Raw genomic sequence first — 23,208 nt, forward strand, 5'->3', positions numbered from 1 at the left:
GATAAGGAATAAACCATGCCCCTCTCGCTACTCATATTGGCCCTGAGCGCCTTCGCCATCGGCACCACCGAGTTCGTCATCATGGGCTTGCTGCCCGACGTGGCCGCCGACCTCGGTGTATCGATCCCCGGTGCCGGCTGGCTGGTGACCGGATACGCCCTGGGCGTGGCCATCGGTGCGCCGTTCATGGCACTGGCCACCGCCCGACTGCCGCGCAAGGCCGCACTGGTCGCGTTGATGGGCATCTTCATTATCGGCAACCTGCTCTGCGCAGTGGCCAGTGACTACAACGTGCTGATGTTTGCCCGAGTGGTCACTGCCCTGTGTCACGGTGCATTCTTCGGCATCGGCTCTGTCGTGGCGGCCGGACTGGTACCGGCCAACAAACGCGCATCGGCCGTGGCCCTGATGTTCACCGGCCTGACCCTGGCCAACGTGCTGGGCGTGCCGCTGGGTACTGCCCTGGGTCAGCAAGCCGGCTGGCGTTCGACCTTCTGGGCAGTGACCGTGATCGGTGTGATCGCACTGATCGGCCTGATCCGCTTCCTGCCGGCCAAGCGCGATGAAGAGAAACTCGACATGCGCGCCGAACTGCGCGCTCTCAAAGGCGCCGGTATCTGGCTGTCCCTGAGCATGACCGCACTGTTCTCCGCGTCAGTGTTCACCCTGTTTACCTACGTCGCTCCGCTGCTTGGCGAAGTCACCGGCGTCTCGCCCCGTGGCGTGACCTGGACCCTGATGCTGATCGGCCTGGGCCTGACAGCCGGCAACATCATCGGCGGCAAGCTGGCGGACAAAGGCCTGGCCGCGACGCTGATCGGCGTCTTCATCGCCATGGCCGTGGTCTCCACCGTGCTGACCTGGACCAGCGTCGCGCTGATCCCCACCGAAATCACCCTGTTCCTCTGGGCCACCGCCTGTTTTGCCGCCGTGCCCGCCCTGCAAGTCAACGTGGTGACCTACGGCAAGGCCGCGCCGAACCTGGTCTCGACCCTGAACATTGGCGCCTTCAACGTCGGCAATGCCCTGGGCGCCTGGGTCGGCGGCAGCGTCATCGCCCACGGTTTCGGCCTGACCAGCGTGCCCCTCGCGGCAGCCGTACTGGCGGTACTCGCCCTGCTGGTAACCCTGATCACTTTCCGTCAGAGCGGCAATCCCGAACTGGCTCCTGCTACCAACTGATAAACCATTACCTCACGAGGGTTGTACTGAATGACCACTATTTTCGATCCGATCAAACTGGGCGACCTCGAGTTGGCCAACCGCATCATCATGGCCCCGCTGACCCGTTGCCGCGCCGACGAAGGCCGCGTACCGAATGCACTGATGGCCGAGTATTACGTACAACGTGCCTCCGCCGGCCTGATCCTCAGCGAGGCCACTTCGGTCACGCCGATGGGCGTCGGCTATCCGGACACCCCCGGCATCTGGTCCAATGACCAGGTGCGCGGGTGGGCCAACGTGACCAAGGCGATCCACGGCGCGGGCGGCAAGATCTTCCTGCAACTGTGGCACGTGGGTCGTGTATCGCATCCTTCGTACCTGGGCGGTGAAGCACCGGTGGCACCGAGCGCCATCCAGCCCAAGGGTCACGTCAGCCTGGTTCGTCCACTGGCCGACTACCCGACCCCGCGCGCCCTGGAAACCGAGGAAATCGCCGACATCGTCGACGCCTACCGCACCGGTGCGGAAAACGCCAAGGCCGCCGGTTTCGACGGCGTGGAAATCCACGGCGCCAACGGTTACCTGCTCGATCAGTTCCTGCAAAGCAGGACCAACCAGCGCACCGACAACTATGGCGGCTCCCTGGAAAACCGCGCCCGCCTGTTGCTGGAAGTGACCGACGCCGCGATCGAAGTCTGGGGCGCCGGCCGTGTCGGCGTACACCTGGCACCGCGCGCCGACTCCCATGACATGGGCGATGACAACCTGGCGGAAACCTTCACCTACGTTGCGCGCGAACTGGGCAAGCGTGGCATCGCGTTCATCTGCTCCCGCGAGAAAGAAGGCGACGACAGCCTCGGCCCGCAGATCAAGGAAGCCTTCGGCGGCCCGTACATCGTCAACGAACGTTTCACCAAGGACAGCGCCAACACTTGGCTGGCCGCTGGCAAGGCCGATGCCGTGGCCTTCGGCGTACCGTTCATTGCCAACCCGGACTTGCCGGCACGCTTGAAAGCCGACGCTCCGTTGAACGAAGCGCGTCCAGAGCTGTTCTACGCCAAGGGGCCGGTCGGCTACATCGACTACCCGACGCTGTAAGCATCAGCCGTTGCAACGCAAAAGCCCCGACTCGAAAGAGCCGGGGCTTTTTTGTCGTGTACGCGGTCTGGCCCTACAGGGGCCGTGCGGATTTTGGATTGACGCAAGGGCGACACAAAATTCCTACAAAATACTGAGCCTGCTACCTGTCAACCTGCCCACTGTAAGTATATAAAAGCAGCCCAATGCCCCAGAACCCATGAAGAACTGTTCATCTGCACCCTGAACGGTTGACACATACCAGGCCAATTACGCATTTTGCTTCATTTGCGCAAGCTGGGGCTGAAGCGCAACAGGTCCAGCCCGGTATCGACCCAGCGCTCAGCCTCGCTGTGCAATTGAAAACTATCGGGGGCCAGCAGCCATTGGTAGAGGATGCCATCGATGTAGGCATGCAGGCTGATGGCCGCGCGAGCCGTGTCGAGGTTTTCCGGCAATTGCCCGCGATTCACCGCGTTACTCAGAGCCAGGCCGATCCGTACATTGCAGTCCAGGCTGGCCGCCACGCGCTGTTGGCGCAAGTCGCACATTTCATCGGTGAACTCGCACTTATGAAACAGAATCTCGTTGATGCGTCGGGTTTTCGGGTCCAGCGCAATTTGATGAAACAAATGAATCAACAGCTTGCGCATGCAGCCCAGGGGGTCGGGCTCGTCCGGACTTTCGCTGGCCTTGGCCATTTCATCCAGAGGCTCATGCAGGGTATCGAGCATGGCCTGCACCAGGTCCGCCTTGTTGCTGAAATGCCAGTAGATCGCCCCGCGGGTGACGCCGGCCAGGGTCGCGATGTCCGCCAGGGTCGTGCGCGCCACGCCCCGCTCGAAAAAGGCTTTTTCGGCCGCTTCGAGTATCTGGCTGCGGGTTTCTTGAGCTTCCTCTTTGGTACGACGGACCATGGCAGTACAACCTCAATCAGGATGCTTCAGCGATGTCTGGATATCAGCTGAATAAAAGCGGGGCGAGAGCTCTTGGGTATCGTCCCCGGGACTACGATTTTGACCTTTCCAAGGCGTTTGTAACGACCTGGGTACATGGTCAGGGCCTTTACAAACAGCCGTGAATGTAAGTATATTCCTTAGCATGCTACTTATCCACCCGGCCCCCACTTTTTAACCTTCCATCTTTTCTTGTGCGTTTTTTTTCGCGCCTGACCCGAGGATTTTCATGCAATTCAAGCCAGCTGTTACCGCTCTGGTCGCCGCCGTCGCCCTGGCATCGCTGCTCAGCGGATGTAAAAAGGAAGAAGCCGCTCCACCCGCACCACCGCCTCAGGTCGGCGTCGTTACCCTGCAGACGCAAACGTTTACGCTTACCTCGGATTTGCCGGGTCGTACCAGTGCGTTCCGCATCGCTGAAGTTCGCCCGCAGGTCAACGGCATCATTCTCAAGCGTCTCTTCAAAGAAGGCAGTGACGTCAAGGCCGGCCAGCAGTTGTATCAGATCGATCCTTCGGTCTATGAGGCCACCCTGAAAAGCGCCGAGGCCAACCTGCGTTCGACCAAGTCGATCTCCGATCGCTACCAGCAACTGGTCAACGAACAGGCTGTAAGCCGCCAGGAATACGACACTGCCGTGGCCAATCGCTTGCAATCGGAGGCCTCGTTGCAATCGGCCCAGATCAATGTGCGCTACACCAAGGTCTACGCACCGCTGACCGGCCGAATTGGGCGTTCCACGGTGACCGAGGGCGCGCTGGTCAGCAACGCGCAGACCGAAGCGATGGCCGTCATTCAGCAACTTGACCCGATCTACGTCGACGTGACGCAATCCTCGGTCGAACTACTGCAACTGCGGCGCGAGCTGGAAAGCGGTCGCTTGCAAAAGGCCGGCGACAACGCCGCCAAGGTCAAGCTGACCCTCGAAGACGGCAGCGAGTACAAACTGGACGGTAAACTGGAGTTCTCCGAAGTGTCGGTTGACCAGACCACCGGTTCCGTGACTCTACGTGCCGTGTTCCCGAACCCCGATCACACCCTGCTGCCGGGCATGTTCGTCCACGCGCAGCTGCAGGCTGGTGTGAACAGCGCGGCGATCCTGGCCCCGCAGCAAGGCGTGACCCGCGACCTCAAGGGCACCCCGACCGCGCTGGTCGTCGGCCCGGACAACAAGGTCGAATTGCGTCAGCTCAAGGCCAGCCGCACCGTCGGTAACCAGTGGTTGATCGAAGACGGCCTGAAAGCCGGCGATCGCCTGATCACCGAAGGCCTGCAATTCGTCAAGCCCGGCATCGAAGTCAAGGCCACTGACGCGACCAACGTAGGCGCCAAGAACCCGGCCCCCGCCAAGCCAGCTGAGCAGGCTGCCAGCGGCAAAGGGGAGTAACTCATGTCCAGATTTTTCATCGACCGTCCGATTTTCGCCTGGGTAATTGCCCTGGTGATCATGCTGGTCGGGGCACTTTCGATCCTCAAGCTGCCGATCAACCAGTACCCGAGCATTGCACCGCCGGCCATCGCCATCTCCGTGACCTACCCGGGCGCTTCCGCGCAAACCGTGCAGGACACCGTGGTCCAGGTGATCGAGCAGCAGCTCAACGGTATCGACCATCTGCGTTATGTGTCTTCGGAAAGTAACTCCGACGGCACCATGACCATTACCGCGACCTTCGAGCAAGGCACCAACTCTGACACCGCGCAGGTCCAGGTCCAGAACAAGCTGAACCTGGCCACCCCGCTGTTGCCGCAGGAAGTGCAGCAACAAGGTATCCGCGTGACCAAGGCGGTGAAGAACTTCCTGTTGGTGATCGGCGTGGTGTCGCGTGACGGCAGCATGACCAAGGACGACCTGTCGAACTACATCGTGTCGAACATGCAGGACCCGATCTCGCGGACCGCCGGTGTCGGTGACTTCCAGGTGTTCGGTTCGCAGTACGCCATGCGTATCTGGCTCGACCCGGCCAAGTTGAACAAATTCAACCTGACCCCAATCGACGTCAAGACTGCCATCGCCGCACAGAACGTCCAGGTGTCCTCCGGCCAACTCGGCGGCCTGCCGGCCCTGCCCGGCACCCAGCTGAACGCGACGATCATCGGCAAGACCCGCCTGCAGACCGCCGAGCAATTCGACAAGATCCTGCTCAAGGTCAACAAGGACGGTTCCCAGGTTCGCCTCAAGGATGTCGCCGAAGTCGGCCTGGGTGGCGAGAACTACAGCATCAACGCCCAGTTCAACGGCGCCCCGGCGTCTGGCCTGGCGGTGAAGCTGGCCACCGGTGCCAACGCCCTGGATACCGCCAAGGCGCTGCGCACGACCATCGACAGCCTCAAGCCGTTCTTCCCTGAAGGGATGGAAGTGGTATTCCCGTACGACACCACGCCGGTGGTGACTGAATCGATCAAGGGCGTGGTACACACCCTGGTCGAAGCGGTTGCGCTGGTGTTCCTGGTGATGTTCCTGTTCTTGCAGAACTTCCGCGCCACCATCATCACCACGATGACGGTGCCGGTGGTATTGCTCGGTACCTTCGGGATCCTCGCGGCGGCCGGCTTTAGCATCAACACCCTGACCATGTTCGGCATGGTGCTGGCCATCGGCTTGCTGGTGGACGACGCCATCGTCGTGGTGGAAAACGTCGAACGGGTGATGAGCGAAGAAGGCCTGTCGCCCAAGGAAGCGACCAAGAAATCCATGGGGCAGATCCAGGGTGCACTGGTCGGTATCGCCCTGGTGCTGTCGGCAGTATTGCTGCCGATGGCGTTCTTCAGCGGTTCCACCGGCGTGATCTACAAGCAGTTCTCGATCACCATCGTCTCGGCCATGGCCCTGTCGGTACTGGTTGCCCTGATCTTCACCCCGGCGCTCTGCGCCACCATGCTCAAGGCGATCCCGAAAGGCGAGCACCACACGCCCAAACGCGGCTTCTTCGGCTGGTTCAACCGCAACTTCGACCGTGGTGTCAGTAGCTACGAGCGTGGCGTGGGCAACATGCTCACGCACAAGGCGCCGTACTTGCTGGCCTACCTGATCATCGTCGTCGGCATGATCTGGCTGTTCACCCGCATTCCAACGGCGTTCCTGCCGGAAGAAGACCAGGGCGTACTGTTCGCCCAGGTACAGACTCCAGCCGGCTCTACCGCCCAGCGCACCCAGGTGGTCGTGGACGAAATGCGTGAATTCCTGCTGCGGCCGGGCAAGGATGGCGGTGAAGGCGATGCGGTGAACTCGGTGTTCACCGTGACCGGCTTCAACTTCGCCGGCCGTGGCCAGAGCTCGGGTATGGCGTTCATTATGCTGCGCCCATGGGAAGATCGAAACGCCGACAACAGCGTGTTCAAGGTCGCGGCCCGTGCCCAACAGCACTTCTTCACCTTCCGTGACGCCATGGTGTTTGCCTTCGCCCCGCCAGCGGTACTGGAATTGGGTAACGCCACCGGTTTCGACGTGTTCCTGCAGGACCGCGCCGGTATCGGTCACGACAAGCTGATGGAAGCGCGTAACCAGTTCCTCGGCATGGCGGCGCAGAGCAAGATCCTTACCCAGGTGCGTCCGAACGGCCTGAACGACGAACCGCAGTTCCAGCTGGAAATCGACGACGAGAAGGCCAGTGCCCTGGGCATTACCATCGCCGACATCAACAACACCCTGTCGATCGCCCTGGGCAGTAGCTACGTCAACGACTTCATCGACCGTGGTCGGGTGAAGAAGGTTTACGTGCAAGGCCAGCCGGGTTCTCGCATGAGCCCCGAAGACCTGAACAAGTGGTACGTGCGCAACAGCGTCGGCACCATGGTTCCGTTCTCGGCGTTCGCCAAGGGCGAGTGGATCTACGGATCGCCGAAACTGGCCCGTTACAACGGCGTGGAAGCGATGGAAATCCTCGGCGCCCCGGCTCCGGGTTACTCCACCGGTGAAGCGATGGCCGAAGTTGAAGCCCTTGCCGCCAAACTGCCGAAGGGTGTCGGTATTTCCTGGACCGGCCTGTCCTACGAGGAACGGCTGTCCGGCTCGCAAGCGCCAGCGCTGTACGCCCTGTCGCTGCTGATGGTGTTCCTGTGCCTGGCGGCACTGTATGAGAGCTGGTCGATTCCGATCGCGGTGATGCTGGTAGTTCCGCTGGGGATCATCGGTGCGCTGATGGCCACCAGCCTGCGCGGCCTGTCCAACGACGTGTACTTCCAGGTGGGCTTGTTGACAACCATCGGCCTGGCGGCGAAAAACGCCATCCTGATCGTCGAATTCGCCAAGGAACTGCACGAACAAGGGCGCAGCCTGCGCGAGGCAGCCATCGAAGCCTGCCGCATGCGTCTGCGACCGATCATCATGACCTCCCTCGCCTTCGTGCTCGGTGTGGTACCACTGGCGATCTCCACCGGAGCAGGTTCAGGTAGCCAGCATGCCATCGGCACCGGGGTGATTGGCGGTATGATCACGGCAACCGTCCTGGCGATCTTCTGGGTCCCACTGTTCTTCGTCACCGTGTCGGCCATGGGTCAGCGTAAAAACGTCGACCAGGAAGACGCCACTGAAACTCCTAAAGAGGCTGGCTAATGAGCAAGTCGCTACTCTCCCTGGCAGTCGCCGCCTTCGTGCTAAGTGGCTGCTCGCTGATACCTGACTATCAGCGGCCGGACGCTCCGGTGGCAGGCCAATACCCGCAGGGCCCGGCGTATTCGCCGGCCCAGGCACCGGCGCAGGCCGCTGCCGAGCAGGGCTGGAAGCAGTTTTTCCATGACCCGGCACTGCAGCAGCTGATTCAGGTCTCCCTGGAAAACAACCGTGACCTGCGTGTCGCAGCCTTGAACATCGACGCCTTTGCGGCTCAATACCGCATCTCGCGCGCCGATCTGTTCCCGGCGGTTTCGGCCAATGGCACCGGCACGCGTCAGCGCGTTCCGGCTGACGCTTCGCAGACTGGCGAAGCGGGCATCACCAGTTCCTACTCGGCCACGGTGGGCATCAGTGCCTACGAGCTGGATATGTTCGGGCGGATTCGCAGCCTGAACGAAGAAGCGCTGCAGAAGTACTTCGCCACCGAAGAAGGCCGCCGCAGCACCCAGATCAGCCTGGTGGCCAGCGTGGCCAATGCCTACCTGACCTGGCAGGCCGACAAGGAACTGCTCAAGCTGACCCAGGACACCCTCGCCGCGTTCGAGGAGAGCTATAAGCTCACCGCCCGCAGCAACGAAGTAGGGGTCGCTTCGGCGCTGGACCTGGCGCAGTCGCGCACCTCGGTGGAAAACGCCCGGGCGCAACTGGCGAAGTACACGCGCCAGGTCGCCCAGGATGAAAACAGCCTGGTGCTGCTGCTCGGCACCGGCATCCCGGCCAATCTGCAAACAGCCAAGCCCCTGAACGACGATCTGCTGGCCGAAGTGCCGCCAGGCCTGCCGTCGGATCTGCTGCAGCGCCGTCCGGATATCCTGCAAGCCGAGTACAACCTCAAGGCCGCCAACGCCAACATTGGCGCGGCGCGTGCGGCGTTCTTCCCGAGCATCAGCCTGACGGCCAACGCCGGCACCCTGAGCCCGGACCTGTCCGGCCTGTTCAAGGGTGGTTCGGGCACCTGGCTGTTCCAGCCGCAGATCAACCTGCCGATCTTCAACGCCGGCAGCCTGCGTGCGAGCCTGGATTACTCGAAAATCCAGAAAGACATTGGCGTGGCGAACTACGAGAAGTCCATTCAAACGGCCTTCCAGGAAGTCGCCGATGGCCTGGCGGCGCGCCAGACCTATGTGCAGCAGTTGCAGGCGCAGCAAGATTTCGTCCATGCCAACCAGGACTACTACCGTCTGGCCGAGCGTCGTTACCGCATCGGTGTCGACAGCAACCTGACCTTCCTCGATGCCCAGCGCCAGCTGTTCAGTGCCCAGCAGGCGCTGATCACCGACCGTCTGGCGCAACTGGTCAGCCAGGTCAACCTGTACAAGGCCCTGGGCGGTGGCTGGAACGAACAGACGGCGAAGAACGAGCCGTTGAAAGAAGAAGCGCCGAAGTTGAAGTTGTTCTGATGGCGTTGTGAAAACACGAAGCCCACCGATTGGTGGGCTTTTTGTTGGAGCGGGAAAGGTGAGTGGTTCTTTATGGCCCCTTCGCCAGCAGGCTGGCTCCCACATTCGATCGCGTTATCTCTGCACAAACCTGGTTCCCTGTAGGAGCTGGCTTGCCAGCGAAGAGGCCAGTAGGAACAGCACAAAAATCACAGCCAATCTTATGTTCGATAATCGCCCAAAACCTGCTCACACAGATTGAACTACCTAGTACATCCACATCACCATTCGACCAACAAAACCAATAACAACAGGTTCGATACCATGCCCCTACGCCCTACCCTCTCCGGCTGATCCGCCCCGCTTGTCCCGATCTCGCATGCACGTCTGCAACCTCAGGTTGCGGCATCACCCTGTTTCATCCCCAAGAATTAGAGAGACCCGAGCCCATGCCTTCTCCCGCGCAGTATTTTTTTCCGAGCCTGATCGCCATCGCCCTGGCGAGCGCAGCCCTGCCCGCCCAAGCCGAGGAGTCGGGGTTTGTCGAAGGGGCCAAGGTCAACCTGAACCTGCGCAACTTCTACATCAACCGCAACTTCACCAACCCGACCAAGGCCCAGGGCAAGGCCGAAGAGTGGACGCAAAGTTTCATTCTCGATGCCAAGTCCGGGTATACCCAGGGCATCGTCGGCTTCGGCATGGACGTGCTGGGCCTGTACTCGGTGAAACTCGATGGCGGCAAAGGCACCGGCGGGACACAGCTGCTGCCGCTGGACAGTGACGGCCGCCCGGCAGACAACTTCGGCCGCACCAACGTGGCGTTCAAGGCCAAGCTGTCACAGACCGAAGCGAAGGTGGGCGAATGGATGCCGGTGCTGCCGATCCTGCGCTCGGACGATGGCCGCTCGCTGCCGCAGACCTTCCGTGGCGGCCAGATCACCTCGAAGGAATTCGACGGCCTGACGCTGTACGGCGGCCAGTTCCGCCAGAACAGCCCACGCGACGACAGCAGCATGAGCGACATGTCGATGACCGGCAAAGCCGCGTTCACCTCCGACCGCTTCAACTTCCAGGGCGGCGAGTACCTGTTCAACGAGAAACGCACCCAGATCGGCGTGTGGAACGCCGAACTCAAGGACATCTACAGCCAACAATTCATCAACCTGACGCACAGCCAACCGCTCGGCGCCTGGACCCTGGGCGCCAATCTCGGGTTCTTCTACGGCAAGGATGACGGCAGCGCCCGGGCCGGCGAGCTGGACAACAAGACAATGTACGGCCTGCTCTCGGCCAAGTACGGCGGCAACACCTTCTACGTCGGCCTGCAGAAACTGACCGGCGACAGCCCGTGGATGCGCGTCAATGGCACCAGCGGCGGCACCCTGGCCAACGACAGCTACAACTCCAGCTACGACAACGCCCGGGAAAAATCCTGGCAAGTGCGCCACGACTACAACTTCGTCGCCCTTGGCGTGCCGGGGTTGACCCTGATGAACCGCTACATCAGCGGCGACAACGTACACACCGGCACTGTCACCGATGGCAAGGAATGGGGTCGTGAAAGTGAACTGGGCTACACCGTGCAGAGCGGTGCGCTGAAAGACCTGAACGTGAAATGGCGCAACTCGACCATGCGCCGCGACTACAGCAACAATGAGTTCGATGAGAATCGCGTGATCGTCAGCTATCCGATCAGCTTGCTCTAAACCTGTAGGAGCTGGCTTGCCAGCGAAGGCGTCCTCACGAGCGATACAATGCTCAAAGGCCCCTTCGCCGGCAAGCCGGCTCCTACATCGATTCAGTCCCCAACTCATCCCACACGGATTCGGCCAGGTGGAACGTCGCGTTGGCGGCGGGAATGCCGCAGTAGATCGCGCTCTGCATGATCACTTCCTTGATCTCGCCACGACTCACGCCGTTGTTGGCGGCGGCGCGCAGGTGCAATTTGAGCTCACCCTCGCGGTTCATGCCGATCAGCATGGCGATGGTGATCAGGCTGCGGGTGTGGCGCGGCAGGCCCGGACGGGTCCAGATGTCGCCCCAGGCGTGGCGGGTGATCATCTCCTGGAACTCCGAGTTGAACTCGGTCAGGGTGGTCAGGCTGCGGTCGACATGAGCGTCGCCCAGTACCGCGCGACGGACTTTCATGCCCTCGTCGTAACGTTGTTTCTCGTCCACAACTATCCCCTTAATGAGCCAACAAAAACGCCAGTACCCGCTCGCTGAACGCAGCGCCCGCCTGGACGTTGGACAAGTGCGCGGCGTAGAACTCGGCGTACTCGGCGCCCTGCACGTGCTCCTGGATGAAGTGCCCACCGGACGGCGGCGTGACGGCGTCTTCAGTCCCGGCAACCACCAACAGCGGCGCCTTGATCGACGACAACTGATCGCGGAAGTCGGCATCACGCACCGCCGCGCAGTTGGCCGCATAACCTTCAGGCGAAGTCGCCGCCAGCATGTCGGTAATCTGCTTGGCCGCGGCCGGATTGGCCTCGGAGAAATCCTTGGTGAACCAGCGCGCAATCGAGGCATCGCGCAAGGCGACCATCGCGGCCTGGCCATCGCGCAGCACGGTTTCGATGCGTGGGTTCCACACCGACGGATCGCCGATCTTCGCCGCGGTGTTGCACACCACCAGCTTGTTCAGGCGCTCGCCGGCATTGATGCCCAGCCACTGGCCGATCAGCCCGCCCATGGACAGGCCACAGAAATGCGCGCGCTCGATATGTAGCGCGCCCAACAACGCCAGCACGTCGCGGCCCAGTTGCTCGATGCTGTATGGCCCAGGCGTCACCAAGGACTTGCCATGGCCGCGGGTGTCGAAACGCAGCACGCGAAAATGCTCGCTGAACGCCGCAATTTGCGCGTCCCACATGTGCAGGTCAGTACCCAGCGAGTTGGACAGCACCAGCACCGGCGCATCGACCGGTCCGTCGAGTTTGTAATGCAGTTCGCCATCGGCGAGTTGAACGAAAGCCACAGCAGTCTCCTTCAGGCAGTCAACGCAGAATGTTCAGCCACCGCTCGCTCGACCCAGGTACGGGCCTGACCGAGGTAGTGGGCAGGGTCCAGCAGATGATCGAGTTCAGCCGCCGACAGCTCGGCGGTCACTTGCGGTTCGTCGCCGAGTACCGCGCGCAGATGTCGTTTTTCAGCCACGGCGCGTTTGCAGCATTGCTCCAACAGGTGATGCGCGGTGTCGCGGCCGACCCGTTGCGCCAGGACGATGCTCACTGCTTCGGCGAGCACCAGGCCCTGGGTCAGGTCGAGGTTGCGCGCCATGCGTGTGGCGTCCACCTCCAGCCCGCCAGTCACCAGCAGCGCCTGCTTGAGGCTGCCGGACACCAGGCAGCAAATCTCCGGTAGGGTTTCCCACTCGGCGTGCCACAGCCCGAGGCTGCGCTCGTGCTCCTGGGGCATGGCGCTGAACAGGGTCGACAGCAGGCCCGGCACGCGAGTCGCCGCGCCAATCAGCACCGCCGCGCCGACGGGATTGCGCTTATGCGGCATGGTCGAGGACCCGCCCTTGCCCGGCGCCGAAGGCTCGAACACCTCGGCGGCTTCGGTCTGCATCAACAGACTGATGTCACGGCCGAGTTTGCCCAGGCTGCCGGCGATCAAGCCGAGTACCGAGCCGAACTCCACCAGGCGATCGCGCTGGGTGTGCCAGGGCTGGTCGGGCAAGTTCAGTTGCAGCTCCTCGGCCAACGCCCGGGCGATCGGCATCGCCTGCTCGCCCAGGGCCGCGAGGGTCCCGGAGGCGCCGCCGAATTGCAGCACCAGCAGACGTGGCTTGAGCTCCAGCAGACGCTGGCGACTGCGGGTCACCGCCCCCAGCCATCCGGCGATTTTCATGCCGAGGGTGACGGGTGTCGCGTGCTGCAACCAGGTACGCCCGGCCAACGGTGTAGCCACAAAACGTTGAGCCTGGGTGGCGAGAGTCTGGCCCAGTTGCGCCAGATCGCTGTCGATCAGTTCCAGTGCGCGACGCAACTGCAGCACCAGGCCGCTGTCCATCACGTCCTGACTGGTGGCGCCCAGATGCACGTAGCGCTCGGCTTCGGCATCGCTCGCGGCAATCTGTTTGCCCAAGGCCTTGACCAACGGAATCGCCGAATTACCCGCCGTGGCAATCGCCTCGCCGAGAGCAGCAAAATCGTAATGCCCGGCCTGGCACGCCGCTTCGATCGGCGCCACCGCCGTATGCGGAATCAGGCCGACCCGCGCTTCCGCCCGGGCCAGCGCAGCTTCGAAATCGAGCATGGCCTGAACCCGGCCCTGATCGCAGAACACTTCACGCATGTCGCGGGCAGTGAAATAGGCATCGAACAATTGATTGCCCGGTCGCTCGTTCATAAACAGTCCCTGGAGGCGCGGGCCGCTAGGGCCCGCGGGTTTGGATCAAAGGTCGTGATGCAAATACTTGGCTTGCTTGGGCAGGCGCAGGCTGAACAGGAACGCGATTGCCATCATCACGGTCACGTACCAGTAGAAGGAGTTTTCCATGCCGACCGCCTTGAGGCTCAAGGCAACATATTCCGCCGAACCGCCGAAGATCGCATTCGCCACCGCGTACGCCAGGCCAACGCCCAGTGCGCGCACTTCGGGCGGGAACATTTCGGCTTTTACCAGGCCGCTGATCGAGGTGTAGAAACTGACGATTGCCAACGCCACGGTAATCAGCACAAAGGCCAGGAACGGACTGCTGACGCTTTTCAGGCTCAGCAGGATCGGCACGGTGCACAGCGTACCCAAGGCACCGAACCACAGCATCGAGTTACGGCGGCCGATCTTGTCCGCGAGCATGCCGAAGAACGGTTGCATGCACATATAAAGGAACAGTGCGCCGGTCATGATGTAGCTGGCGGTCTTGGCGTGCATGCCGGCGGTGTTCACCAGGTATTTCTGCATGTACGTAGTAAAGGTGTAGAAAATCAGCGAGCCACCGGCGGTGTAGCCGAGCACGGTGATGAACGCGGCTTTATGGTCGCGGAACAGCGCGCGGATGCTGCCGGCATCCTTGTTTTCGCGCATTTCCTTGCTGGTGGTTTCTTTCAGCGAACGACGCAGGAACAGCGAAATCAACGCCGCCACGGCCCCGACCACAAACGGAATCCGCCAGCCGTAGGCGCGCAGTTCATCTTCACTGAGGAACTGCTGCAGGATCACCACCAGCGACACCGCCAGCAACTGCCCGCCGATCAGCGTGACATATTGGAAGGAGGCAAAGAAACCGCGCTGGCCCTTGAGGGCGACTTCACTCATGTAGGTGGCGGTGGTGCCGTATTCGCCGCCCACCGACAGGCCCTGGAGCAGGCGCGCGAACAACAGCATGATCGGTGCCCAGACGCCGATGTCCTTGTAGGTCGGCAGGCAGGCGATGAGCAGCGAGCCGAAGCACATCATCAGAATCGATATCAGCATCGAATTCTTGCGCCCGTGCTTGTCCGCGACCCGGCCGAAAATCCAGCCGCCAATCGGGCGCATCAGGAACCCGGCGGCAAACACGCCGGCGGTGTTCACTAGCTGCACGGTGGGGTTGTCGGAGGGGAAAAAGGCTGGCGCGAAGTAGATCGCACAGAAGGCGTAGACGTAGAAGTCGAACCATTCGACGAGGTTGCCGGACGAAGCGCCGACAATGGCGAAGATCCGCTTGTTGCGTTCTTCACCGGTGTATAGAGGTTCTGTAGCGGTGGTCGTTGTCATTGTTCTTTACTCAATGGGGACAGTGAGAGTCTAGACATACTTTGCAACAGTCCCGTTCCGCAAATGCATCAACCCCCTGTAGGAGCTGGCTTGCCAGCGATGGACGCAAGAGCGACACGGTAAACCAATGGATACGCGTCATCTTTAACGACCATCGCTGGCAAGCCAGCTCCTACAGGGGATGCGGTGTTCACTTAATAATCGAAGAATACCGTCTCGGCATCGGTACCCTGCAGAACAACGTTCCACTGGTACACACCCGACGCATCCTGCTTCGCCAGCAAGGTGCCACGGCGTTCGGCCGGCACGCATTCGAGCAACGGATCGCCGACGTTAGCCGGTTCGCCATCGAAGTAGATCCGCGTCAGCAGGTGCTTCACCAGGCCGCGGGCAAACACCAGCACCACCAGATGCGGTGCCTGGGTCGTGCCCTTGAGGCCTTCGACCGTGCCCGGCTTGATGGTGGTGAAACGGAAACGCCCTTCGGCATCCACTGGCACCCGGCCAAAGCCTTCGAAATTCGGGTCCAGGGGTTTGTCCTGGTCGTCTTCGGGGTGGTCGTATTTGCCGGCGGCATTGGCCTGCCAGACTTCCAGCATCGCGTCGTTGACCACATCGCCGTTGCCATCGGTCACTTGCCCGGTGATCGCCACGCGCTCGCCCAGGGTTTGTTCGACGGTCAGGTCTTCGCGGTTCAGCCAGGTCAGGCCGATGTGGTAGTACGGCCCGACGGTGTGGGACGTGGTCGCAGTCAGCGTCATCTTATTTCTCCATCGGCGTGGCGTCGCGGCCGCGCAAGACGATGTCCCAACGATAACCGAGGGCATAGGAAGGGATGGTTTTATCCAGATCGAACGAGGCGATCAAACGCTCTTTCGCGCGGGTATCGGGCACGCAGTTGTAGATCGGGTCGTACGCCAGCAGCGGGTCGCCCGGGAAATACATCTGGGTGACCAGGCGCGTCAGGATACTCGGCCCGAACAGCGAGAAATGGATATGCGCCGGGCGCCAGGCATTGTGGTGGTTACCCCACGGATACGCGCCGGGCTTGATGGTCTGGAACTGGTACCAGCCATCGGCGTCGGTGACGGTGCGGCCGGTGCCGGTGAAGTTCGGGTCCAGCGGCGCGTCGTGCAGGTCACGGGCATGGTTGTAGCGACCGGCGGCGTTGGCCTGCCAGATCTCCACCAGGATACCCGGCACCGGCAGGCCGTTTTCATCCAGCACACGGCCGTGAATGATGATGCGCTCGCCCTGTGGTTCGCCTTCGTGCTGGGCGGTCAGGTCGTTGTCCTTCTCATTGACGCGCTCGGCACCAATGGTCGGACCGGTGATTTCCGACAGCGAATGAGGCAGGAACACCAACGGCTTGGACGGCGAGCGCAGGTTGGTGGATTGGTAGGTCGGATGCAGGTATTCAGGCTGAGTGCCTTCCTGCGGGCGACGGTAACCAGGCTTGTCAGTCATGAAGCATTCCTCAATTTCTTGTTAGTCGGCAGAGCGCGTCAGACGCGCTCGATCGCCAAGGCCAGACCCTGACCGACACCAACGCACATGGTTGCCAGGCCTTTCTTGCCACCGGTTTTTTCCAGCTGATGCAATGCGGTCAAGACCAGGCGCGCACCGCTCATGCCCAGTGGATGGCCCAAGGCAATGGCGCCACCGTTAGGGTTGACCTGGGCCGCGTCGTCGGCGATTCCCAGTTCACGCAGCACCGCAAGGCCCTGGCTGGCGAAGGCTTCGTTGAGTTCGATCACGTCGAAATCGCTGACGGCCACACCCAGGCGTTCAATCAGTTTACGCACCGCCGGCACCGGGCCGATGCCCATCACCCGTGGCGCAACACCGGCGCTGGCCATGCCCAGCACTTTGGCGCGGGCAGTCAGGCCGTGTTTCTTCACCGCTTCGGCGGAAGCGAGGATCAAGGCGGCGGCACCGTCGTTGACGCCCGAAGCATTGCCGGCGGTGACGGTTTTGTCGGGACCGTTGACCGGCTTGAGTTTGGTCAGGGCTTCCAGAGTGGTGTCGGCGCGAGGATGTTCGTCCTGGCTAACCACGGTTTCACCCTTCTTGTGGGCAATGCGCACTTCGACGATTTCTTCGGCGAAGTAACCCGCGGCTTGGGCGACGACGGTGCGTTGCTGACTGCGCAGGGCGAAAGCGTCCTGATCGGCGCGGGACACCTGGTAATCGTCGGCGACGTTGTCGGCGGTCTGCGGCATTGCATCCACGCCGTACTGGGCTTTCATCAGCGGGTTGATGAAGCGCCAGCCGATGGTGGTGTCTTCCAGCTTCATGTTGCGCGAGAACGCGGCGTCAGCCTTGCCCATCACGAACGGCGCGCGGGACATCGACTCCACGCCACCGGCAATCGCCAGCTCCATTTCGCCGCTGGCGATGGCGCGGAACGCGGTGCCGATGGCGTCCATGCCCGAAGCGCACAGGCGGTTGAGGGTCACGCCCGGAATGGTTTCCGGCAGCCCCGCCAGCAGCAGCGCCATGCGCGCCACGTTGCGGTTGTCTTCACCGGCCTGGTTGGCGCAGCCGAGGAACACCTCGTCCACTGCATTCCAGTCCACCGACGGGTTGCGCTCCATCAAGGCCTTGATCGGCACGGCGGCCAGGTCGTCGGCGCGAACCGCTGCCAGACCACCGCCGAAACGGCCGATGGGGGTGCGAATCGCGTCGCAGATATAAACTTCACGCATCATGCTTCTCCGGGCTTCGAGATCTCGCAGGGCGGGCTCCCGTTTGTTATTTCGACGTAGTAAAAAAGGCGCCGATGCGCAGCGCCGTAATGGTTAAAGATTAAGCCCCTGACACAGGTCAAACAATTCGATAATCGACTGAGTGTTCGTTTATCGAACACATTGTTGCTCAGCTATCAATTAAATCGCAGCCTGCGGCAGCTCCTACAGGTGTACGCATTCCTCAGTAGGAGCTGCCGAAGGCTGCGATCTTTTCCTGATCAGGTCGCATCCGCGTGGCTGACCAACCCCTTGATCACCACCGCTGCAGTCGCCAATGCCGCTGGAATCACCAAAGCCGTCAACACTTGCTCAAAGTTCCAGCCCAGCCCCAGCAGCGTCGCGCCCATCCATGCACCGAGGATCGCGCCGAAGCGACCAATCCCGAGCATCCACGAAACCCCGGTGGCACGCCCTTGAGTCGGATAAAACCGCGCCGCCAGCGACGGCATCGCCGATTGCGCGCCGTTGACACACATGCCGGCCACCAGCACCAGGGTCGCCAGGATTGTGATGTTGCCCAGGCTCTGCCCTACGGCGTAGGCGAATACCCCGGCCAGCAGGTAGAAAATGCCAATGACCTTGTGCGGATTGAAGCGGTCCATCGCCCAACCTACACCCACCGCGCTCAACACCCCACCGAACTGGAACAGCGCCCCGATGAACGCGGCCTGCTCCATGCTCGCGCCACTGTCGCGCATCAGGGTCGGCAGCCAACTGGTCAACAGGTAAACGATCACCAGGCCCATGAAGTAGGTCAGCCACAACAGCAAGGTGCCGACGCTGTAGGTACCGGAGAAGATCACGGCAAACACGTTGCGCGCCTTCACGGTTTTCTGTTCCGGCACGCTGAAGCTCGATGCCCGGGCCACTACCGTCGGGTCGATGGGCGCCAGGGTCTTGCGTACTTTGTCGGTGCCGCGATTACGCACCACGAGGAAACGCGCCGATTCGGGTAGCCAGATCAGCAACACGACGCCGAGGATCAACGGCAGAATCCCGCCAATCAGCAGCAGACTGTGCCAGCCGAAGGCCGGAATCAGCTTCGCCGAAATGAATCCGCCTCCGGCCATGCCCAGGTTGAAGCCGCAGAACATGCTGGTCACCAGCAGCGACTTCTTGCGCTCCGGGGTGTATTCCGACAACAGCGTAGTTGCGTTCGGCATACCCGCACCCAACCCGAGGCCGGTCAGGAATCGCAACACCAGCAACTGGTCGACGTTGGTGCTGTAGGCCGAAGCCAGGCTGAAGGCACCGAACAGCAGCACCGCCCCAACCAATACAACTTTTCGCCCAAAGCGGTCAGCCAGCGGACCGGAACCCAATGCCCCGAAGACCATGCCGATCAGCGCCGCACTCATCACCGGGCCAAGGCTGGCCCGGTCGATACCCCAATCCTGGGACAGCGCCGGCGCAATGAAACCCATGGCCGCGGTATCGAGGCCATCGAGGAAGACAATCAGGAAACACAGGATCACTACTCGCCACTGATAGCGTGAAATAGGTTGGGCGTTGATGAAGGACTGCACGTCGAGGCAGTTACCTACAGCAGACTGGGGCTGGTTCATTATTTTTTTCCACGCAAAAAAACGCAGTCGAACAGGTTCCAGCCTTTAATAGGGCTGTCACGGCAAAGGGGGTGTCAGGATCAGGCGATCGGGTTCCGGCGCATAAACCGGGGAGAACGGCGACAGTCGGGGAATGTGCGCATGGGGGTGCCTCTTCTCATTATTATGGGGTCGTCGTCCGGTGCCGGATGAGATCGACAGCGCCGGATGACGCTGCCGCGACATTAATGAGCCAAGGGAAAGACCGTCAATTCGCCAGACTCGAGTCTGTGCGATTATCGAACAGCTTAGGTGAACAGCTGGGTACTGAGGTCACGGCTGGCACTCAACAGTCCGGGCAGGAAACGCTGTTCAAGCTCGCTGCGGCTGACCCGCCCGGCGTGGGTACTGACGTTAAGCGCCGCGACCACCTGACCGGAAGCGTCGTACACCGGAACGGCGATCGAACGCAGCCCTTGCTCCAACTCTTGATCGACGATGCACCAACCCTGTTGACGCACTTCCTGCAGGCATTCGAGCAATGCTTCGGGAGTATGGATGGTTCGACTGGTCTTGGCTTGCAGGTCGGCGTGGTCGAGATACTCGCGCAATGACGTGTCATCGAGGGCGGCGAGCAGGATCCTGCCCATCGACGTGCAATAGGCCGGCAAGCGTCCGCCCACCGAGAGGTCGACCGAAATCAGGCGCTGGGTGGTCGCCGAGCGGGCGATGTACAAAATGTCATCGCCTTCCAGGGTGGCCATGTTGCAGGCCTCATGGAGTTGCTCGCTCATGCGGTCCAGGTACGGCTGTGCAGAAACAGCCAGCGGCGTCGAGGACACATAGGCATGGCCGAGGGTCAGCACTTTGGGTAGCAAAGAATACGTGCGGCCATCGGACGTGGCATAACCGAGCTTGATCAGCGTATGCAGGCAACGTCGCACGGCGGCGCGGGGAATTTCCGTACGGTGGCTGATCTGGGCAATGGTCAGGTGCCGCTTGCGCTCCTGGAACGCTTGCACCACGGCCAGTCCACGCGCAAGCGAGGTCATGAAGTCCGGGTCGCCGGTCAGGGCCTGGATCCGCTTGGCGGGGGAAGCAACGATCGGCGGTGCCACCGAAGCGAAGGAGTTGCGCAGTTGATCGTTCATACTAGGTCCTTTTCCCAGACGGATCGGCGATCTATTACAGGCGACTGGCTGTAGGGTACACAAGCCCGGCCCGGCAAGATTGGGCGATTATCGATCCATCGATCGATAATCGCAATCCATGCTTGCTATGCCCCGGCGCCCCTGAAGACTTCAAGGCGAAATGTAACTGTCTTAAGTTGTGCGACTTAATGGCGCCAGAAAGGTATCGCCGTACAGTGACATCATCCAGTGCCCTAGTTGCCAGTAAAGGGTAATGGCCTGGAAAACAATCACACATCAAGATCTACTTTTAACTCTATCGTGATAGTGTTCTGTAAATCGCTCGCTATAATGTAATTCAGTAGCCAATCGGTTTTTTATCAGCCGATCCCGCTACCCGGTGACGCGATGTTCCATCGCCGCTCTCCACCAGCAAGCCCATGACGCGACTGCATCCGCATCGCGCCAACGCGCTCGCTGAAACAGGAACTGATGCTACGTCAGCTGTATATCTCTGGTGCCGTGGCCGCCTGCAACATGGAAGTAATGATCACACTGTCGCAAAAAAGATGCCTGCAAGGGCTATTTGCTTTTGACGAGTGCGGTCTATACATCGGTGCAGCGCGTATCACCAGAATTCACCTCCACTCAATCAGGTAGCACCGTGACAAAAGACGAACTGCGCGCGGAACTTGAGCGCCAGGAACAACGTTACAAGGAAGTTTACGGCGGGGAAGTCACCACCTACGCCGCCCAACCCGAACCGGAACGCAAGCCATGGCGCAAACGCGCCACCGTTCAGGATCAGGTATTCAAGCAAGAACTGGAAAAAATGGAAAAGGAACTCAAAGCCGAGGAGCCGTGACGGCCTGGGCTTTGAATACCTGCAGGGTCTGTGTTACATCCGTCAAAAGCGGGTTGAACTGATGTTGCCTTTTTGCGCCCGCTACGAGCGGGCAGCAGCGGCCGCCTTGCCGACCGATGAGGCTAAAGGCTCGTATCTGACATTCCTTTCAGAAATTTCATACAAGCGCGCATGGAGTTCCTTCAAGCGTGGCAAACCCCTGTGCCTGCGGGCTTTCCAAAGAAATTCAAGCACTTGCAAGACCCTCAAAAGTTCCGGGATTCCAGGCACCCTTGCAAAAAAAATCGTTGATGAATGTTACCGATGAGCAGCAAGTGCATCGATTTCCAGTCTTTTCTGGCATAATCGCGCCCCCTTATGACCGGGTCAGAAAACCTTCATGATCGATTTATTCAGCGGACTGGATGCTTGGGTGCTTGTGAGCCTCCTGCTCGCCCTGACTTTTGTCCTCGCCTTCGAGTTCATCAACGGATTTCATGACACCGCTAACGCGGTAGCCACTGTTATCTACACCAAAGCCATGCCGCCTCATCTGGCGGTGTTCTTTTCCGGTGTGTTCAATTTCCTCGGCGTATTGCTGGGCGGCGTTGGCGTGGCGTATGCCATTGTCCACCTGCTGCCGGTGGAGCTGCTGATCAATGTGAACACCGGTCACGGCTTGGCCATGGTGTTCTCGTTGCTCGCCGCCGCCATCGCCTGGAACCTGGGCACCTGGTACTTCGGTATCCCTGCCTCCAGCTCCCATACGCTGATCGGTTCGATCCTCGGTGTCGGCCTGGCCAACGCCCTGATCAACGATATTCCGTTGGCCGATGGCGTGAACTGGCAGAAGGCGATCGATATCGGTATGTCGCTGGTGTTCTCGCCAATGGCCGGTTTCCTGATCGCTGCGCTGATTCTGATCGGTCTGAAATGGTGGCGCCCGCTGTCGAAGATGCACAAGACGCCGGAGCAGCGCCGCAAGATCGACGACAAGAAACACCCACCGTTCTGGAACCGCCTGGTGCTGGTGATCTCGGCCATGGCCGTGAGCTTCGTACACGGTTCCAACGATGGTCAGAAAGGTATCGGCCTGATCATGCTGGTGCTGATCGGTATCGTGCCGGCGCAGTTCGTACTTGATCTGAACAGCACCACCTACCAGATCGAACGTACCCGCGACGCCACCTTGCACCTGAACCAGTTCTACCAGCGCAACGCCGAAACCCTGGGCGAATTCCTGGCACTGGGCAAAAGCGTGGAAGGCGATCTGCCGGAGAAGTTCCGTTGCAACCCGCAACAGACCGAACCGACCATCAACGCCCTGCTCGGCACCCTCAAGGGTGTAGCCGACTACCACTCGCTGCCGTCCGATAGCCGCATCGAAGTGCGTCGCTACCTGCTCTGCCTGGACGACACGGCGAAGAAAGTCAGCAAACTGCCAAGCCTGGCCCCACGGGAAAAGGCTGACCTGGACAAGCTGCGCAAGGACCTGACCACCACCACTGAATACGCTCCGTTCTGGGTCATCCTGGCGGTTGCCCTGGCCCTGGGCCTGGGCACCATGGTCGGCTGGAAACGCGTGGTACTGACCATCGGCGAGAAGATCGGCAAGCAAGGCATGACCTATTCCCAGGGCATGTCGGCGCAGATCACCACCGCGAGCCTGATCGGCATGGCCAACATCTTCAGCCTGCCGGTGTCCACCACCCACGTCCTCTCCTCGGGTGTGGCCGGCACCATGGTCGCCAACAAGAGCGGCCTGCAAGGCGGCACCGTCAAGACCATCCTGCTGGCTTGGGTCCTGACCCTGCCAGCCACCGTGGCGCTGTCGGCCGGCCTGTTCTGGTTGGCGTCGAAGGCACTCGGCAGCTGACAGGCAGCCGAACGAAAAAAGGCGCGCTCCGTGAGGACCGCGCCTTTTTTATGGTTCTTCACGGATTACCGGGAAAGACGCTCTTGATCTTCATGAAAAAGAATTCGCTATCCCGGTAACCGTACGCCATCCGCTTGATGACCTTTATTCGATTGTTTATCCCTTCCAGC

19 protein-coding genes are annotated in these 23,208 nt (G+C 61.0%); 8 read left to right on the top strand and 11 right to left on the bottom strand.

The features are described from left to right. Positions 1–15: 15 nt before the first annotated feature. Together ACYP2Q_RS24460 and ACYP2Q_RS24465 are read left to right on the top strand one after the other, a co-directional pair. Positions 16–1,182: an MFS transporter gene (locus tag ACYP2Q_RS24460; RefSeq protein ID WP_459732832.1), complete on the top strand. Its 1,167-nt coding sequence runs from the start codon at positions 16–18 to the stop codon at positions 1,180–1,182. 30 nt (positions 1,183–1,212) lie between these two features. Beyond that, on the top strand, positions 1,213–2,262 hold the full coding sequence (locus ACYP2Q_RS24465; protein ID WP_459732833.1) for an alkene reductase: 1,050 nt from the start codon (positions 1,213–1,215) through the stop codon (positions 2,260–2,262). Positions 2,263–2,525: 263 nt separating this feature from the next. Here ACYP2Q_RS24465 and emhR read toward each other — a convergent pair whose 3' ends face one another. Further along, a complete protein-coding gene (emhR, locus tag ACYP2Q_RS24470) occupies positions 2,526–3,158 on the bottom strand; it encodes an efflux system transcriptional repressor EmhR (RefSeq protein WP_274073446.1) in 633 nt (210 codons plus the stop codon). Positions 3,159–3,426: 268 nt separating this feature from the next. Between emhR and emhA the strand changes: the two genes are divergently transcribed. From emhA to ACYP2Q_RS24490, 4 genes are all read left to right on the top strand, one after another. Continuing rightward, a complete protein-coding gene (emhA, locus tag ACYP2Q_RS24475) occupies positions 3,427–4,584 on the top strand; it encodes an efflux RND transporter periplasmic adaptor subunit EmhA (RefSeq protein ID WP_459732834.1) in 1,158 nt (385 codons plus the stop codon). A 3-nt stretch (positions 4,585–4,587) separates the two neighbouring features. Further along, on the top strand, positions 4,588–7,749 hold the full coding sequence (emhB, locus tag ACYP2Q_RS24480; RefSeq protein ID WP_459732835.1) for an efflux RND transporter permease subunit EmhB: 3,162 nt from the start codon (positions 4,588–4,590) through the stop codon (positions 7,747–7,749). Continuing rightward, a complete protein-coding gene (gene emhC, locus ACYP2Q_RS24485) occupies positions 7,749–9,209 on the top strand; it encodes an efflux RND transporter outer membrane subunit EmhC (protein WP_459732836.1) in 1,461 nt (486 codons plus the stop codon). Before emhB ends, emhC begins: the two co-directional genes overlap by 1 nt. A gap of 428 nt (positions 9,210–9,637) precedes the next feature. Next, positions 9,638–10,894, top strand: coding sequence for an OprD family porin (locus tag ACYP2Q_RS24490; RefSeq protein ID WP_459732837.1), 1,257 nt, complete (start codon positions 9,638–9,640; stop codon positions 10,892–10,894). Between the two features lie 82 nt (positions 10,895–10,976). Here ACYP2Q_RS24490 and pcaC read toward each other — a convergent pair whose 3' ends face one another. The 9 genes from pcaC to pcaR form a co-directional block, all read right to left on the bottom strand. After that, complete coding sequence (gene pcaC / locus ACYP2Q_RS24495; protein ID WP_459732838.1) at positions 10,977–11,366, bottom strand: 4-carboxymuconolactone decarboxylase; 390 nt, start codon at positions 11,364–11,366, stop codon at positions 10,977–10,979. Between the two features lie 10 nt (positions 11,367–11,376). Further along, positions 11,377–12,168: a 3-oxoadipate enol-lactonase gene (gene pcaD, locus ACYP2Q_RS24500; RefSeq protein WP_459732839.1), complete on the bottom strand. Its 792-nt coding sequence runs from the start codon at positions 12,166–12,168 to the stop codon at positions 11,377–11,379. 11 nt (positions 12,169–12,179) lie between these two features. Beyond that, on the bottom strand, positions 12,180–13,544 hold the full coding sequence (locus tag ACYP2Q_RS24505) for a 3-carboxy-cis,cis-muconate cycloisomerase (RefSeq protein ID WP_459732840.1): 1,365 nt from the start codon (positions 13,542–13,544) through the stop codon (positions 12,180–12,182). Positions 13,545–13,589: 45 nt separating this feature from the next. Then, positions 13,590–14,894, bottom strand: a complete 1,305-nt coding sequence (locus ACYP2Q_RS24510; RefSeq protein WP_459732841.1) for an MFS family transporter — start codon at positions 14,892–14,894, stop codon at positions 13,590–13,592. 194 nt (positions 14,895–15,088) lie between these two features. Then, positions 15,089–15,655, bottom strand: a complete 567-nt coding sequence (pcaG, locus tag ACYP2Q_RS24515; protein ID WP_459732842.1) for a protocatechuate 3,4-dioxygenase subunit alpha — start codon at positions 15,653–15,655, stop codon at positions 15,089–15,091. A gap of 1 nt (position 15,656) precedes the next feature. After that, positions 15,657–16,361, bottom strand: a complete 705-nt coding sequence (gene pcaH, locus ACYP2Q_RS24520) for a protocatechuate 3,4-dioxygenase subunit beta (protein ID WP_459732843.1) — start codon at positions 16,359–16,361, stop codon at positions 15,657–15,659. A 38-nt stretch (positions 16,362–16,399) separates the two neighbouring features. Next, positions 16,400–17,605, bottom strand: coding sequence for a 3-oxoadipyl-CoA thiolase (pcaF, locus tag ACYP2Q_RS24525; RefSeq protein WP_459732844.1), 1,206 nt, complete (start codon positions 17,603–17,605; stop codon positions 16,400–16,402). Positions 17,606–17,862: 257 nt separating this feature from the next. Continuing rightward, positions 17,863–19,209 (bottom strand): aromatic acid/H+ symport family MFS transporter, encoded by a 1,347-nt coding sequence (locus tag ACYP2Q_RS24530; protein ID WP_459732845.1) that lies wholly within the window; start codon positions 19,207–19,209, stop codon positions 17,863–17,865. A 287-nt stretch (positions 19,210–19,496) separates the two neighbouring features. Further along, positions 19,497–20,339, bottom strand: coding sequence for a pca regulon transcriptional regulator PcaR (gene pcaR / locus ACYP2Q_RS24535; protein WP_459732846.1), 843 nt, complete (start codon positions 20,337–20,339; stop codon positions 19,497–19,499). Positions 20,340–20,982: 643 nt separating this feature from the next. Between pcaR and ACYP2Q_RS24540 the strand changes: the two genes are divergently transcribed. Together ACYP2Q_RS24540 and ACYP2Q_RS24545 are read left to right on the top strand one after the other, a co-directional pair. After that, complete coding sequence (locus ACYP2Q_RS24540) at positions 20,983–21,183, top strand: hypothetical protein (RefSeq protein WP_008056863.1); 201 nt, start codon at positions 20,983–20,985, stop codon at positions 21,181–21,183. Between the two features lie 379 nt (positions 21,184–21,562). Next, entirely contained in the window at positions 21,563–23,038 is a 1,476-nt protein-coding gene (locus ACYP2Q_RS24545) for an inorganic phosphate transporter (protein WP_459732847.1), read from the top strand. A gap of 58 nt (positions 23,039–23,096) precedes the next feature. On the opposite strand, the gene ACYP2Q_RS24550 is transcribed toward ACYP2Q_RS24545, so the two are convergent. Beyond that, positions 23,097–23,208 (bottom strand): transposase (locus tag ACYP2Q_RS24550; protein ID WP_036984840.1); only part of this gene is annotated, 112 nt, incomplete at its 5' end.

The organism is Pseudomonas sp. MHK4, assembly GCF_054600775.1.

Excerpts from the sequence above, each read along its gene's own strand:
- emhR (WP_274073446.1), bottom strand. The coding sequence starts at position 3,158 with ATGGTCCGTCGTACCAAAGAGGAAGCTCAAGAAACCCGCAGCCAGATA.
- ACYP2Q_RS24505 (WP_459732840.1), bottom strand. The coding sequence starts at position 13,544 with ATGAACGAGCGACCGGGCAATCAATTGTTCGATGCCTATTTCACTGCC.
- pcaG (WP_459732842.1), bottom strand. The coding sequence starts at position 15,655 with ATGACGCTGACTGCGACCACGTCCCACACCGTCGGGCCGTACTACCAC.
- pcaR (WP_459732846.1), bottom strand. The coding sequence starts at position 20,339 with ATGAACGATCAACTGCGCAACTCCTTCGCTTCGGTGGCACCGCCGATC.
- ACYP2Q_RS24460 (WP_459732832.1), top strand. The coding sequence starts at position 16 with ATGCCCCTCTCGCTACTCATATTGGCCCTGAGCGCCTTCGCCATCGGC.
- pcaF (WP_459732844.1), bottom strand. The coding sequence starts at position 17,605 with ATGATGCGTGAAGTTTATATCTGCGACGCGATTCGCACCCCCATCGGC.
- ACYP2Q_RS24490 (WP_459732837.1), top strand. The coding sequence starts at position 9,638 with ATGCCTTCTCCCGCGCAGTATTTTTTTCCGAGCCTGATCGCCATCGCC.
- emhB (WP_459732835.1), top strand. The coding sequence starts at position 4,588 with ATGTCCAGATTTTTCATCGACCGTCCGATTTTCGCCTGGGTAATTGCC.
- emhA (WP_459732834.1), top strand. The coding sequence starts at position 3,427 with ATGCAATTCAAGCCAGCTGTTACCGCTCTGGTCGCCGCCGTCGCCCTG.
- pcaH (WP_459732843.1), bottom strand. The coding sequence starts at position 16,361 with ATGACTGACAAGCCTGGTTACCGTCGCCCGCAGGAAGGCACTCAGCCT.
- ACYP2Q_RS24545 (WP_459732847.1), top strand. The coding sequence starts at position 21,563 with ATGATCGATTTATTCAGCGGACTGGATGCTTGGGTGCTTGTGAGCCTC.
- emhC (WP_459732836.1), top strand. The coding sequence starts at position 7,749 with ATGAGCAAGTCGCTACTCTCCCTGGCAGTCGCCGCCTTCGTGCTAAGT.
- ACYP2Q_RS24465 (WP_459732833.1), top strand. The coding sequence starts at position 1,213 with ATGACCACTATTTTCGATCCGATCAAACTGGGCGACCTCGAGTTGGCC.
- ACYP2Q_RS24510 (WP_459732841.1), bottom strand. The coding sequence starts at position 14,894 with ATGACAACGACCACCGCTACAGAACCTCTATACACCGGTGAAGAACGC.
- ACYP2Q_RS24530 (WP_459732845.1), bottom strand. The coding sequence starts at position 19,209 with ATGAACCAGCCCCAGTCTGCTGTAGGTAACTGCCTCGACGTGCAGTCC.